Genomic DNA, 13,950 nt, shown 5'->3' with positions numbered 1-13,950 from the left:
TTAAATCCTGATTAGAATGTGTACAAAATATCAGCGGAATTAGACTATGAGTGAAACGCAATTCGATATTACGCAGATGCAAGAAAATGCGACTCAAGCTGCGGAATTACTAAAAGTTATGGCGCATCCAGAGCGCCTGATGGTGATTTGCCAACTAACACAAGGCGAAGTTGGGGTAGGCGCTCTGCAAGCGAACTCGACCCTCAGTCAATCTGCTCTGTCGCAACACCTTACTGTGCTGCGTAAACACAATATCATCAAAGCCCGCAAAGAGTCGCAGCAGGTATTCTATTCACTTTCGGATGAAAGAGTGAAGGTGATGATGAAGTCACTACATTGCGTTTTTTGCCAATAACAAGGAGGAAATATGTTAGATGTTATCCCATGGAGTGCTTTATTTGGCGGCATCTTACTGGGTTGTTCTGCAACGCTACTGCTGCTGTTCAACGGTAAGGTTGCCGGTATAAGTGGAATCTTTAATGGTCTGTTTGCGCCTAGCCATGGCGATTATGCTTGGCGGCTGATTTTTATTGTCAGCATGGTGGTTGGTGGCGGCGTTGCTGTTAGTTTTGCTGGATTCAGTATTCCTAATACCGAGAGTATTTCCTTAGTTGTTTTTGTGTTGGCAGGTTTATTGGTCGGTGCTGGTACACGACTTGGTAATGGCTGTACCAGTGGACACGGTATTTGCGGTATTGGTCGTTTGTCTAAACGTTCAATTGTGGCGACATTAACCTTTATGTTAGTGGCATGCATTACCGTGTTCATTCGTCTGCATGTGATGTAGGAGTAATGAAATGAATTTATTAGTCGCAGCGCTAAGTGGCTTACTATTTGGCTTGGGCATGGCGATCTCAGGTATGGTTGATCCTGCCAAGGTGATTGGTTTTCTTGACGTCGCCGGAAACTGGGATCCGAGTTTGGCTTTTGTAATGGGCGGCGCTCTCGCGGTCTTTATGCCAGCTTACTTTTTCTTGATCAAACCTCGTAGTCATTCAATAAATGGCGAGCAATATTGTTTACCTAATACCAGTGTAATCGATAAGCGTTTGATTGGCGGGGCTGCTTTATTTGGCATCGGGTGGGGGATCGCCGGTGTTTGTCCGGGACCTGCAATCGCAAGTGCCAGTTATGGCAATGTAGGCATTTGGATTTTTATTGCCAGTATGCTTTTCGGCTCCTTGCTGGTTAAATTTTTAACAGCGCCAAAAGCAGATAAAGCAAAACAAGCGATGAAATAGTCCAACTAATGAGTTTACAGTGCGCATAGCTCTTTGTGCGTACTTATCTCCCTACCTAAAAGTCGATGTGATCGGACAATGATCGCTTAATTGATAATCCAGCACATCTTGTGACTGATATAGATTTTGTTTTATCTCAACCACATCTATATCAGGGCTGACAACCATATGGTCGATTAAAGAACGAAACTGATGAGTGCGCTGCGGATTTTTGCGACTGCGTACTTTGCACTTGGCACTAACATCACGGGTTGCAAGCACTGCGTCTGTCGATTTGCTCAATACTTGCCATAACCAATCATGCTTAAAAGATAAGTTGTGGTTGAAATCGCCCACAATTATGTAGCGCTCGTTGTTTGTTTCTCGCTCTCTAAGCCATTGATTTAACGCTTCGCCTTGTATCTTGAGGGTCTTACAAGCGCTATTGTTTTTGTAACCGCCACTGCAACGCGCTTTTAGATGAACATTAAGTAAGTGCACAGGTGCTGCGCTGTTTGGCTCGACAACGATGTAGCTAGCGAATCTTAGTTTGTCTTTTCTCTGCTTGGGTAATAGCGAAAAGTCCGCCACATCTTTTACTTCAATATCCTTTCGCACCGCAAATCCAGTGTATTGGTTAATATCATCGTATTGGAGTTGGCGATTATTCGGTTTTGAACGGTCTGACATAAACAGCACATAGTCGTTACCAAACAGATGCTGTAACGCTTGGCTATCACCCACTTCTTGAAAGGCGAGGATCGGCGTATCCAGTTCATTGAAATAGTGCGCCATTTTGTGAAAATCCGCGTTACTGCGTAACGAAGGCGTAAAGCGCTTGTTTCCTTCAGAAACGAACCATTCCATATTCCATGTCGAAACTTTGAACGATTGTTCTGCTTGTGCCTGAAACGCAGTCAATACCACTATATATAGGAAAATGAGAGGTTTTGCACACGTTTTGAGCATTCGTTTTGTCTCCATTCTCTTAGACCCTTTGTCTTATAAGCCTTCGCAAAAAATCAAGTTTAAAAGCAGAATTTTTGCAATTTTCATTGTTTTATTTGTATCTGAGAGCCATGCCAATAAGATCGTTTCGTTATTGTACTGTAACCTAGTTTTATTGATCTAAATCAATACTTTTGGGGTGCGCTTTGGAGTCTAATACGCCACAACATCTAGTGTCAGTCAAAAAAATAACAACCCTATATAGTGTGTTTGTGGATAACTCTGTGAGTATGCTGGGGTAAGGAGAAAAGGTGAAACCAATCGTAATCAAGCGTGACGGCTCAAGAGCTCCGTTTAGCAGGGATCGTATTCAAGCAGCAGTGGAAGCAGCAGCAGAGCACGTGAACAACGAAATTGCTATTTATGCCCTAAATGTGGCGCTGGCAGTTGAGCTGCAGCTAAAAGATCACGATGAAGTACACATCAACGAAATCCAAACCCTAGTTGAAAATGAACTTATGCAAGGACCTTTCAAGTCACTTGCACGTTCATACATCGAATACCGTCATGACCGTGACATCGCGCGTGAGAAGCAAAGTGCGCTTACTCGTGAGATCGAAGGTCTGATCGAAGAGAGCAACGTTGATCTTATCAACGAAAACGCAAACAAAGACGGTAAAGTTATCCCAACTCAACGTGACCTACTTGCAGGTATCGTGGCTAAACACTATGCGAAAACTCACATTCTGCCACGTGATGTAGTACAAGCACACGATGAAGGTGACTTACACTACCACGACCTAGATTACGCACCATTCTTCCCGATGTTTAACTGTATGCTGATTGACCTTAAAGGCATGCTGACGCATGGCTTTAAGATGGGTAACGCTGAAATTGATACACCAAAGTCAATTTCGACAGCAACAGCAGTAACAGCACAGATCATTGCGCAAGTAGCGAGCCATATCTACGGCGGTACAACCATCAACCGTATTGATGAAGTACTAGAACCGTATGTTCAGGCAAGCTACGAGAAACACCTTTCTATCGCAAAAGAGTGGGATATCCACAACCCAGAAGCTTTTGCTATCTCTCGTACAGAGAAAGAGTGTTACGACGCTTTCCAATCTTTAGAGTATGAAGTAAACACCTTGCATACTGCAAATGGTCAAACACCATTTGTGACCTTTGGTTTTGGTTTAGGCACCAGTTGGGCATCACGTCTAATTCAGCAATCAATTTTGAAAAACCGTATTGCAGGTCTCGGCAAGAACCGTAAAACAGCGGTGTTCCCAAAACTTGTATTTGCTATTAAAGATGGCTTGAACCACAAAGAACAAGATCCAAACTACGACATTAAGAAGCTTGCTCTAGAGTGTGCTTCTAAGCGTATGTACCCAGATATTCTTAACTACGACAAAGTGGTTGAAGTAACTGGTTCATTCAAAACCCCAATGGGCTGCCGTAGTTTCCTAAATACCTATGAAGAAAATGGTGAACTTATCCATGAAGGTCGTAATAACCTTGGTGTAGTAAGTTTGAACCTGCCTCGTATCGCAATCCGTGCAAACGGCAGCGAAGAAGAGTTCTTCAAAATCTTAGATGAGAAACTGGTTGTGGCACGCCGTGCACTAGAAACGCGTATCTCTCGTCTAGAAAACGTTAAAGCTCGCGTTGCGCCAATTCTATACATGGAAGGTGCATGTGGTGTTCGTCTAAAAGCAGACGATTCAATCGCTGATATCTTTAAAAATGGTCGCGCGTCTATTTCTCTTGGTTACATTGGTATCCATGAGATGGTTAACGCACTATACGGCACTTCAGAACACGTATACGACAATGACGACCTGCGTGAGAAAGCACTTAACATCGTTAAGTACTTGAAGAAACACGTAGAGCAATGGAATGAAGAAACAGGTTACGGCTTTAGCCTATACGGCACGCCAAGTGAAAACCTATGTAGCCGTTTCTGCCGTATCGACACTAAAGAGTTTGGCGTGATTGAAGGCGTGACTGACAAAGGTTACTACACCAACAGCTTCCACTTAGACGTTGAGAAGAAGGTAAACCCATACGATAAGATTGACTTTGAGATGCCATACCCACACATCTCAAGCGGTGGCTTTATCTGTTACGGTGAATTCCCGAACATGCAACGCAACGTTGAAGCTTTGGAAAACGTATGGGATTACAGCTACACCCGCGTACCTTACTACGGCACTAATACACCGATCGATGAGTGTTATGAGTGTGGTTACACTGGTGAGTTTGACTGTACGAGCAAAGGCTTTACTTGCCCAAGCTGCGGCAACCATGATTCAAGCAAAGTATCAGTAACCCGCCGTGTATGTGGTTACTTAGGTAGCCCAGACGCTCGTCCATTTAACTTCGGTAAGCAAGAAGAAGTTAAGCGTCGCGTTAAGCACCTATAATTGAACCTGTAAGTATCATTCACCAGCTCGCTCTGCTACAAGGCGGGCTGGTTTTTTCGTTTTGGAACTATGAACTACCATCAATACTACCCAATCGACGTTGTAAATGGTCCCGGCACTCGCGTGACTTTGTTTGTTTCTGGCTGCGAACATAAGTGTCGCGGCTGCTATAACAAGACAACTTGGCGTGTAGACAGTGGTCATCCGTTCACGCAGCAGCTTGAAGATCAAATCATTGCCGACCTAAACGATACGCGCATCAAACGTAAAGGTTTATCGCTGTCAGGGGGCGATCCGCTTCATCCTTCGAATGTGGCTGATGTATTGCGTTTGGTAAAACGCGTACGTGCTGAATGTCCTAACAAAGATATCTGGCTATGGTCAGGTTATACTCTGGGCGAGTTGAGCGAAGCGCAAAAAGAGATTGTGGATCTTATTGATGTGCTGGTCGATGGTAAGTTCGAGCAAGAGAAGCGAGACTTAAACCTCGAATGGCGCGGCAGTTCCAATCAGGTGATACATTACTTTAAGCTCTAATTAAAGGCAGCATTAGCTGCCTTTATTGATCTTGGCGAGATAAATTACACAGCAACTTAAGTTGAAAGATCATAGCGGTTTTCGCTATGAGCAGTTTCTAGTATTTACTTTATGCAAATGATAATCTATCGCATTAATGATGAGGGAATATAGCGTTAGGAAACGACATGGCAGTCGAAGATCAGCATTGTTGGCATATCAATCAAGAGTATTTTGTCAGTGACGACAAGTGGCGGGGCAAATGGCGTTTACAGTCTTTACCCACGCTCGATCTCCAGACACAGTTTCGCTGCGTCAATATCTGTGATGATATTAGCTGCACGGTCAGTCACTGTTTGTTTGACCAAGCTTATTATTCAAATATTGACTATGATGATCCCACTACCTTGATTGTGTTTGGAATAGAGGGCATCAGTGAATTTACCTTGGTCGAGTCTAATGAAACCTGCACAGTGCGTCCCGGTGATGTATGGCTGATTAATGTCGATGAAGGAGAGTTGCGACGTCATACACCAGCGCAGCAGAGTTGCCAGATGGCTGTGATTCGTTATTCTACCGCTCGGCTCAACCAAGCATTTAATCAGTCAGATGAGCAAGCGATGCTGCTCACGACAAATCGAATGCAGCGTTTAGCCTTCCAACAGACCCCAGACGATTGGATCTCCGATCTGATTGCAAACCCAATGCTTTCTGTCGCTGATCGGTTGTTAGCCGAAGCCAAAGCGTTGGAATTAATTGCCAGATGGTTAGTTCCAGATCCCTTGCTGCGTAACCCTTCTCTTTGCCAAACACTTAAGCAAGTTGTTAGTGAATTATCCAACAATATCATTTCACCGCCCAGTTTGCTTCAGTTAGCTCAATCTGTGGGAATGAGCCATACGCGCTTGAATCGAGCGTTTAAACATCAATTTGGCATGACGGTTTTTGACTGGTTACGCCAACATCGCCTTGAGAGAGCACAGATTTATCTTATTCAATCTGAACAAACCGTCACTGAAATTGCGCAAAACTGTGGCTTTAGTAATGCAAGTCATCTTACTCAGTGTTTCAAAACCCAATATGGTATGACGCCGTCGCAGTATCGCATCAAGCAAGGGGATTAGTTTGACCATTTTATGTTGGTTTCGCCTATTGATGAGAGTCTAATTAGCCCAAGCATAAGAATAAAGATCGATGCAAAAATGGCAAATGGCAGCTGTGGTGTTATTTGGTAAAGTAGGCTCGCTGCGAGTGGACCGCTGGCTAAACCTATGCCTTGGCAAAGACCGTTTGCGCCACCTAATAAACCTTGCTGCTCTTTTGGGACTTGTAAGCTCATCAGAGTGATGTTGGCGGGCAAAAAGAGTCCAAACCCTATCCCTACCAATGTCATACTGGTTAGAAAGTAGGGTAGAGCATCACTGAGTGCCGACAAAGACAGTCCTATTCCTAGCAAAAGTAACCCTATCAGGCGTGAGTTGCGAGCATTGGTTTGTTTTACATATAGCCAGGCTTGAGTTGCTATCATCGCCAGCATAGACAACGTCATTGTTAGCCCCGCAAACCGTATCGCCTTATCGTGAGAGAGCAGGAATACATCTTTGAGATACCAGTTAGTCATTAACTGCAAAGTGCTATAGGTCATCAGAGCCATTACGGTCGAGAACAGATTAAACCACACAGGTTTAAGGCTGATTTTAGTGATTTCATGACGTCTAATCGGTTGAGTTTCTTCGAAACTGCCGTTGAAGAAAATCGCAGTGAGCAACATGACTAAACCAATCACAAAGTAGCCAAGCAATATATATTGACTGCCAGATATAACTGCAAGACTGCCGCCGAGGATTGAACCTAAACCAAATGTCGCACCTATGAGCGCCATAGTCGAAAGTCTATTAGCAGGGGTGGAGACATCTGCGGCGGTTGCTTGAGTCACAGGCTTTAATCCTGAGCTGACGATGCCATGTGATATTCGGATTGCCAACAAACAATAACCAAACGTGACAGCGGTAAATAGCTCAATATAACTCAATAGCACGCCAGTCATAATGGTGGCAATGCCAGCACCAAATAAACTCAGCGTGAGTATCCGTTGACGACCTGATTTATCACTGAAACTGCCCCAAATAGGTGCGGTGAAAATAAGTGCGATAACCGAGATGCTCATTATTACGCTTGTGATCAGATCGGGTATCTCGAACTCTCTCGCGATAGCTGGAAAGGTAACCACAAAGTAAGCATGACCAGCACCATTGGCAACTAAAGCACCCAACAGAGGCATATTGAGTGCGGTAAGTTTTATTTGCATGCTCGTGTTCCTACTTAGTTGCAACAATTAGTTCTAAAGGGCCGGCAATAGAGGGAACAACTTCGCTCGATATTTGAGTAAAGCCAGCGTGAATAAGGTATTGGCTAATTTCTCCGTGACAAAATGAAACGTCGTTGCCTTTAAGAGCTGGTACGATTCGACCCACAACATGCTGGTATGGTTGGGTTCTGGCTTGGTTTAGTCCTTCATGCAGCGACACAAATACGCCGCTATGATTCAGCGCACGATGAATAGATTGGTAGAAACGTGTCGGGTCTTGAACGTAATAGAGCGACATAGACGCGAAGATCAAATCGAAGCCTATAGGAATCGACACTTGGTTATAGTCACCCGAATGAAAAAAGATTTGCCCGTCATTTGAGGAATATTTGGGGGATATTTGCTCGATAACTTGGGGCAAATCAAAAATGTGGTATTGAAGAGCTGGACATTGATTCACAGCTAAATTAGCTAAGATGTCACTACCTGCGCCAATTTCTAACATTGAACGAGTCGATCGCCAGCTGGGCAAACGGCTTAGTAGCTCTAGATAGGACTCACTTGCACCACACTGGTGAAATGAACGAAGGTTCGACACCGCTTGCTGCCAAAACGTATTGCTGGTTAGGTTAACCTGCTGGTCGATTTGTCCTGCAAGCAATTCTAAGATCTGCTCGGCACTTGCAAACCTTAAATGGCTAAGATGCATTAGTGTGTCACGCATGCTCTGCGCAGAGGATAAACGCAGAAACAAGCTAAGTTCATGTTTTACTTTGTATTGATCCTGTTGCTTATCTAGCACTTCGCTTGCGACGAGGGCATCAAGGAAGAGCTGTGTCTGGGCGCTATTCCAGCCTTGATGTGCCGCAATAGCTTCTGCATTATTCCAATCCGCCAATGAGTCAAAGACGTTGCTTTTTAATGCTGCAAGTATTAGCTGCCATTCAATGGCATGGTTCATGAGAGAAAACAGTTTCAATTGGATACTATTGTTCATATTGATCACCAATTTGCAGCAAGATTGAGCCCGATATAGCGAGGCTGAGAATCTTCAACCACAATACCCGCAGCAGTATTTACAGCTCTGCTGTATATCACCTCGTCAAAGACATTGTCTGCCACAAGGGCGAGTGTAACGTGGTTGAATTTGTATCCAACAGATGCGTCGACAGTAACACTGGCAGGATGCTCAAGCTGATTGTTGGCATCAAAATAAAATTTGCTTCTGCCAGCTGCTTGCAAGTTGGCAAACCATCCTTTTGATGGGCTGTAATCAACGCCTAATGAATAGGTAAATCTAGGGGCAAGTGGTAGATCATTACCAGCTAAGTCATTGGCAACAAAAGCCGAACCGTTAAAGCTGTTAGTCAGGTATTCATCCGCATTTGTATTTAGCGCACCTAAGTTGGTAAAGAGGTTTAAATGGGTTGTCAATTGGTAGCGGGCGGAGACTTCTAAGCCATAGCTAGAGGTTTGCGCCGCATTTGAAATGGTTTGCACAAAACCAGGCAGTAGATCATTTATCTGTTTATCTTTAGTTTTGGTATAGAACAGCGCAGCATCAAGGTAGAGCTTGTTGTTTAACGCACGCATCTTGCCACCAATTTCTATATTTTGGCTCGCTTCTGGATCATAAGAAAAGGAATTGAGTGATTGGGCGGATGCGTAATTGAAACCACCCGGCAAGTAACCCTCAGAGTAGGTGAGGTAGAGATTTCTGTTGGAGGCAACCTTATACGAGAGGCTAGCTTTGGGTAACCACTTGGTTTGAGAGAGGCGTTCTTGGTAGCTTGTGCTAGAAACGATCTGTTGCTTAGCTTTCTTTTCAATGTATTCCGCGCGCAGACCAAGGGTGAGTGACCAACTATTTGTGATTGACCAATCTAACTGGGTAAACCCAGCCAAGCCCGTTTGATCGATATTGGTTAGCCTATACGTTCTTGGCATCATCATCGAGCCGCCAATATCAAAATCAATATCGCTTTCTTGCTGATAAAGATAAAGCCCGACCAACCAGCTCATATTTTGTTGTGGTAGCGTTGATAGGCGAAATTCTTGTGACAACATTTGGTCTTGTTGCGCAAACTCCGTAGCAGGGATCGGAGCAGGCGTCAGATCTAAATCAGCGAGAAACTCTCGGTTGAAATCAGTGTAACCAGTGATGGAGGTGACGGTTAAGTTGTCTAACTCGGTTTCTACTTTCAGAGAATGAATGTCCGAATCGATATCGTCGAAGGTATCCGTATTGTAGTTTGTTGTGAAGCGATCGGTTTTGTTTGCGCCCGTTATGTAACGCATTTTGGCTTTGCCTGCTTCAACTCGGCTTAGATAACTGGTCCAATGTATTGAAGTATCCGCTGAAGTGCGAATATCAAAGTTAAACTGCGAAGCTAGATTCTCAATCGCGCCGCCGTCTTTGCTGTCGTTAACAAGGTTTAATTGTGGACCCGTAGTGTCTTCAGCACGAATTGCGACGGACCCGGCGAGAACGTCTGCAATAATCTCGTTTGAGAGCCTTCCAACCACAATATTGGATGGTTGATAGTCATTTGCGCCATCTGTTACGCCCGACCAAACCTCAATATTTGCAGTTGGTTGCCAATCTGGAGAAAGGGTGTTGATTTTTACAACGCCCGCTTCAGAGTGGCGACCATAAAGATCGCCTTGTGGACCTTTGATCAATTGTAAATCTTCCGTTGCAAACAAAATAGGTACTTGCGTGCCCCCTAGTGGTAGCGCCACGTCATTAAGATAATACCCGACGGGTTGTTGTAAGCTGGTGTCAAAAGCTGAGTTGCCTCTTATCGCAACGCGTGTTTGCACACTCGATTGCTCAACTTTAGTGTTGCTTGCCTGTTTTTCAAGCTCAAGCAAATCACCTTTATGCCCTTGTATCTGGATAGTTTGCGTGCTTGCTGGCACGTCTAAGCGATCTTCCGACCAATGACGCGCCGTGATCAAATAAGTTTCATCAGTTGTTTGTTCGGCGATAGATGGGATAGCTATCATCAGCGATGTAGCGATAATGCTGTATTTAAACATTCTCTTGGTCATAGTCGAAATGCACTCCATGCATTTAAGCGTCAAAAATCAGTTGGTTGTTTAGGCGCCAGTATCGACTGTTGCAATAATGCGAGATACCAAATGGTGAATAGACGGATAACAAATGACGAACAGTTAGGGAGAGGAGGGCAAGGCTCGAAAGAAAGAGATCACGCAAGCGTATTTGGGTAATTAATATCCAATTAACTGAGTGTTGCAATTTTTACGATAAATTTTAGTTAGTTGTTTCGTTTAGTTGTCGATATTTACAATAACTAGTGTTAATTTGAACAACACTATCAACAATGAATTTCAAAGGGTTGTGACTTTCATGTTCTCTCATTTACCTGAACCAAAACTAGATCCAATACTTTCGCTTTCGGTCGCGTACAGGAATGATCCGCGTGCAGAAAAAGTGGATTTGGGTATTGGTGTATATAAAAGCAGTACGGGTGAAACCCCGATTATGCAGGCAATTGAACTCGCGCAGCAAAAAGTCGTCGCAACGCAAAAGACCAAATCGTATGTGGGACTTGCAGGTTGCGAAGAGTTTAACCAATCAATGGTTAATCTTGTATTAGGCGATTCTCCGGTTCTCGATCGTGTTTCAGCAATTCAAACGCCTGGGGCAAGTGGCGCACTGCGTATGCTGGGTGATTTAATGAAGGTTGCGCAGCCAAATACGACAGTTTGGTTATCAAACCCAAGTTATGTAAATCATCAGCCAGTGATGGAAGCGGCTGGGTTAAAAGTCAAACATTACACCTATTTTTGCCCAGTGACTAAACAAGTCGATAAAGCTCGTATGCTGGAGGAAATCTCGCAAGCGGGTAAAGATGACGTTGTGTTACTGCACGGTTGTTGTCATAACCCAACGGGCGCTGATATTGACTTTGATACTTGGCAGCAAGTGACTCAACTTGCGCAAGCGAAAGGGTTTACCCCATTTGTCGATTTGGCTTATCAAGGTTTTGGTGATGGTGTTGAAGAAGATGCCGCAGGTCTACGTTATATGGCTGAGCGCGTAGAAGAAATGATGATCACCACATCATGTTCAAAGAACTTTGGCTTATATCGTGAACGTACCGGAGCTGCAATTGTACTGGGTAAATCAGCACAAGATGCGAATAACGCGAAAGGTAAGCTGCTTACACTCGCACGCTCTACTTACACCATGCCACCAGATCATGGTGCTGCTCTTGTCAAAACGATATTACAAGACGGCGAGCTGAGCTCGATTTGGCGCGATGAACTGACCAGTATGCAAAAGCGTTTGGTTACTTTACGTAACTCTCTATGTGCGGAATTTAACCGCGCGCACAACACCAGTGAGTTTGATTTTATTCAATCTCACAAAGGCATGTTTACTGTGCTAGGCTTTACTCAAGAGCAGATGGCAAAATTGCGTGAAGAATTCGGTATTTACGGCGTTGGTGACGGTCGTATTAATATCGCGGGCTTGACGGAAAAAGATATCCCGTACGTTGCGGACGCAATTTTAAAAGTTTCATAGTTCAAAGGCTCGTAAGAGCCTTTTTTAATCGTTAAATCAATTTGGGGGATTGAATGAAGAAGATTTGGCATTCTACTTTCGTAATTATGCTGGTTAGCACATTAGCGGCTTGTGCCAGCCAAACCAGCCAGCCAGAGCCCGCAGAAAAAGAAACGCCCAAAGTAGAAGTACCAGAGGAAAAACCGAGCGTTGAACCCGAAGTAAAACCAGAGCCAAAACCGGAAGTGAAGCCTGAAGAAAAGCCAACGCCACCTCCGGTCGTACAAGAAAAGAAAACGTCAGAGGGAAAACTGATTCTTGGTGAGAAAGAGTGGGTATATATACCGGGTCTTGAACAGTCTTTCCGCGCAAGGGTAGATACAGGCGCTACGACTTCATCAATCAGTGCGGTAGACATTGTGCCCTTTGAACGAGACGGCAAAGATTGGGTCAAATTCAAAATGGAACACGATGGTGTCAGCAGCAAAGAGATCGCATTACCAGTTGAGCGTTGGGTGAAGATAAAGCAATCAAGTGCTGATGGTTCCCAGCGAAGAGCGGTTATTTATGCTTGGATTCAGATCGGTGATTTAAAAGAGAAAACCGAGTTTACCTTGGCCGATAGAACCCACCTTTCATATCCTGTCTTGCTAGGGCGAAGTTTTTTCCGCGATGTTGCTGTCGTGGATGTGAGTAAAAAGTACGTTCAAAGTAAGCACAAATAGAAAAAGAAAAACCGCTCATCTGAGCGGTTTTTTTTACTTATTCAGCTGTTAACTTTATTGAATATCAAGTAACTCAACATCAAAAATAAGTGTTGCTGCTGGTGGGATAGGACCAGTGCCACTTTTGCCATAGGCTAAAGTGCTAGGAATAAACAAACGGAACTTATCACCCACAGTCATATAGGTTAAGCCTTCTTGCCAACCTGCAATCACTTGTCCAAGACCGAAAGTGATTGGCTCACCACGATCAACTGAACTATCGAATACTGTGCCGTCAATCAAAGTACCATGGTAATGCACTTTTACTTTGTTGCTTTTCGTTGGGTGAACTGTGCCTTCACCTTTTTCGAGCACTAAGTACTGAAGACCACTCTCGGTTGTTACAACCCCTTCGTTTTGCGCGTTGGCAATTAAGAAGTCTTGTCCTTGTTGGAAGTTAACATCTGCCGTTTTATGGTTTGTCCAAGTGCGGTAGATCATAAAGCCAGCTAAGATGACAACGATGAGAGGGAAAATAATTTTAGTCATGAATCCTTTCCAATCAGTTACTTTTTAAGTAGGTAGTTAATCGTGTTCGCGATTTCTTCAATAGTTTGGTGACCTGACGTGATCACCTCGTACTTGCCGTTAACAACGAAAGTAGGAACGCCGTTGATCTCACCTTTAGTTGTGATCTCTTCAGCAATTTGCATCGCTTGGAACAATTGGTTTTGTTGTTCTTCAGTGATGTCGTAAGGAGAAACTAAGCCACGGCTCTTAAAGGCATTGTCAATCTGACCTTTCTTTTCTGCCATCGTCGCACCGTCACCCATTTGTGCAGCATTGAATAGATCAAGCATCATTTCATGATCTGGTTTTTTACCTAGCTGCATTTCAGCGCTGTAGTAAATCATGGCACCAATTTGAGCGCTTTCGTTAAAGGTAACGTGAACTTTGCCAACACTTTGGTCGATAAGCTTCTCTAGCTTAGGAAGCTGAGATTCCATCTGCTTACAGTGACCACAGTTAAGTGAGAAGACTTCAGTAACCTGAGGCAGGCGATAAACTGACAGGTTATTTGGCAGTGTTTTGTATTGTTTGCCTTCGACTGGAGTTGAGCTTTCTGAGCAGCCTACAAGTAGCGTAGTAATGCTGATCAGGAGAAAAGCGAAGATTTTTTTCATAATTTTATCTCTTTAAGAACGCGTGTTTGCGAGTCAAAAGTGAAGCAGAGTTTACCGTTAACAGCGCGTGAAACAAATGCTTATCTGTTGCTGATTAGTAAATT

General features: G+C 44.0%; 14 protein-coding genes. 8 read left to right on the top strand and 6 right to left on the bottom strand.

The window, feature by feature from the left end; genetic code table 11:
* Positions 1 to 46: 46 nt before the first annotated feature.
* From DPF93_RS03180 to DPF93_RS03170, 3 genes are read left to right on the top strand one after another with little or no spacing between them, the layout of a single operon-like run.
* Positions 47 to 355: an ArsR/SmtB family transcription factor gene (locus DPF93_RS03180; protein ID WP_114764769.1), complete on the top strand. Its 309-nt coding sequence runs from the start codon at positions 47 to 49 to the stop codon at positions 353 to 355.
* A gap of 12 nt (positions 356 to 367) precedes the next feature.
* Positions 368 to 787 carry a YeeE/YedE family protein gene (locus tag DPF93_RS03175; RefSeq protein ID WP_114764768.1) on the top strand — a complete coding sequence of 140 codons (420 nt, stop codon included), beginning with the start codon at positions 368 to 370 and terminating at the stop codon, positions 785 to 787.
* A 10-nt stretch (positions 788 to 797) separates the two neighbouring features.
* On the top strand, positions 798 to 1,241 hold the full coding sequence (locus DPF93_RS03170) for a YeeE/YedE family protein (protein WP_114764767.1): 444 nt from the start codon (positions 798 to 800) through the stop codon (positions 1,239 to 1,241).
* Between the two features lie 51 nt (positions 1,242 to 1,292).
* Here the strand turns inward: DPF93_RS03170 and DPF93_RS03165 are convergent, their stop codons facing one another.
* Positions 1,293 to 2,189, bottom strand: a complete 897-nt coding sequence (locus tag DPF93_RS03165; RefSeq protein WP_164675300.1) for an endonuclease/exonuclease/phosphatase family protein — start codon at positions 2,187 to 2,189, stop codon at positions 1,293 to 1,295.
* 290 nt (positions 2,190 to 2,479) lie between these two features.
* Between DPF93_RS03165 and nrdD the strand changes: the two genes are divergently transcribed.
* From nrdD to DPF93_RS03150, 3 genes are all read left to right on the top strand, one after another.
* A complete protein-coding gene (gene nrdD / locus DPF93_RS03160; protein WP_114764766.1) occupies positions 2,480 to 4,600 on the top strand; it encodes an anaerobic ribonucleoside-triphosphate reductase in 2,121 nt (706 codons plus the stop codon).
* Positions 4,601 to 4,669: 69 nt separating this feature from the next.
* Positions 4,670 to 5,137 carry an anaerobic ribonucleoside-triphosphate reductase-activating protein gene (gene nrdG, locus DPF93_RS03155; protein WP_075652567.1) on the top strand — a complete coding sequence of 156 codons (468 nt, stop codon included), beginning with the start codon at positions 4,670 to 4,672 and terminating at the stop codon, positions 5,135 to 5,137.
* A 167-nt stretch (positions 5,138 to 5,304) separates the two neighbouring features.
* On the top strand, positions 5,305 to 6,240 hold the full coding sequence (locus DPF93_RS03150; RefSeq protein ID WP_114764765.1) for a helix-turn-helix transcriptional regulator: 936 nt from the start codon (positions 5,305 to 5,307) through the stop codon (positions 6,238 to 6,240).
* On the opposite strand, the gene DPF93_RS03145 is transcribed toward DPF93_RS03150, so the two are convergent.
* From DPF93_RS03145 to DPF93_RS03135, 3 genes are read right to left on the bottom strand one after another with little or no spacing between them, the layout of a single operon-like run.
* Complete coding sequence (locus DPF93_RS03145) at positions 6,237 to 7,424, bottom strand: MFS transporter (RefSeq protein WP_114764764.1); 1,188 nt, start codon at positions 7,422 to 7,424, stop codon at positions 6,237 to 6,239. The genes DPF93_RS03150 and DPF93_RS03145 overlap by 4 nt on opposite strands.
* 10 nt (positions 7,425 to 7,434) lie before the next feature.
* Positions 7,435 to 8,421: a class I SAM-dependent methyltransferase gene (locus DPF93_RS03140; protein ID WP_114764763.1), complete on the bottom strand. Its 987-nt coding sequence runs from the start codon at positions 8,419 to 8,421 to the stop codon at positions 7,435 to 7,437.
* A 5-nt stretch (positions 8,422 to 8,426) separates the two neighbouring features.
* A complete protein-coding gene (locus tag DPF93_RS03135; protein WP_164675299.1) occupies positions 8,427 to 10,478 on the bottom strand; it encodes a TonB-dependent receptor in 2,052 nt (683 codons plus the stop codon).
* Positions 10,479 to 10,797: 319 nt separating this feature from the next.
* Between DPF93_RS03135 and DPF93_RS03130 the strand changes: the two genes are divergently transcribed.
* Both DPF93_RS03130 and DPF93_RS03125 read left to right on the top strand, forming a co-directional pair.
* Positions 10,798 to 11,979, top strand: coding sequence for an amino acid aminotransferase (locus tag DPF93_RS03130; RefSeq protein WP_114764761.1), 1,182 nt, complete (start codon positions 10,798 to 10,800; stop codon positions 11,977 to 11,979).
* 53 nt (positions 11,980 to 12,032) lie between these two features.
* On the top strand, positions 12,033 to 12,683 hold the full coding sequence (locus DPF93_RS03125) for an ATP-dependent zinc protease family protein (protein WP_114764760.1): 651 nt from the start codon (positions 12,033 to 12,035) through the stop codon (positions 12,681 to 12,683).
* 54 nt (positions 12,684 to 12,737) lie between these two features.
* On the opposite strand, the gene bamJ is transcribed toward DPF93_RS03125, so the two are convergent.
* Both bamJ and DPF93_RS03115 read right to left on the bottom strand, forming a co-directional pair.
* Entirely contained in the window at positions 12,738 to 13,211 is a 474-nt protein-coding gene (gene bamJ, locus DPF93_RS03120; protein WP_114764759.1) for a BamJ family beta-barrel-assembly machinery protein, read from the bottom strand.
* Positions 13,212 to 13,228: 17 nt separating this feature from the next.
* A complete protein-coding gene (locus DPF93_RS03115; protein WP_114764758.1) occupies positions 13,229 to 13,846 on the bottom strand; it encodes a thiol:disulfide interchange protein DsbA/DsbL in 618 nt (205 codons plus the stop codon).
* Between the last annotated feature and the right edge of the window lie 104 nt (positions 13,847 to 13,950).

It is taken from the genome of Vibrio rhodolitus (assembly GCF_003350325.1).
Taxonomy (GTDB): domain Bacteria; phylum Pseudomonadota; class Gammaproteobacteria; order Enterobacterales; family Vibrionaceae; genus Vibrio; species Vibrio rhodolitus.
The sequence above is the reverse complement of the archived record's forward strand: the minus strand, read 5'-3'. Positions and strand labels throughout refer to the sequence as shown.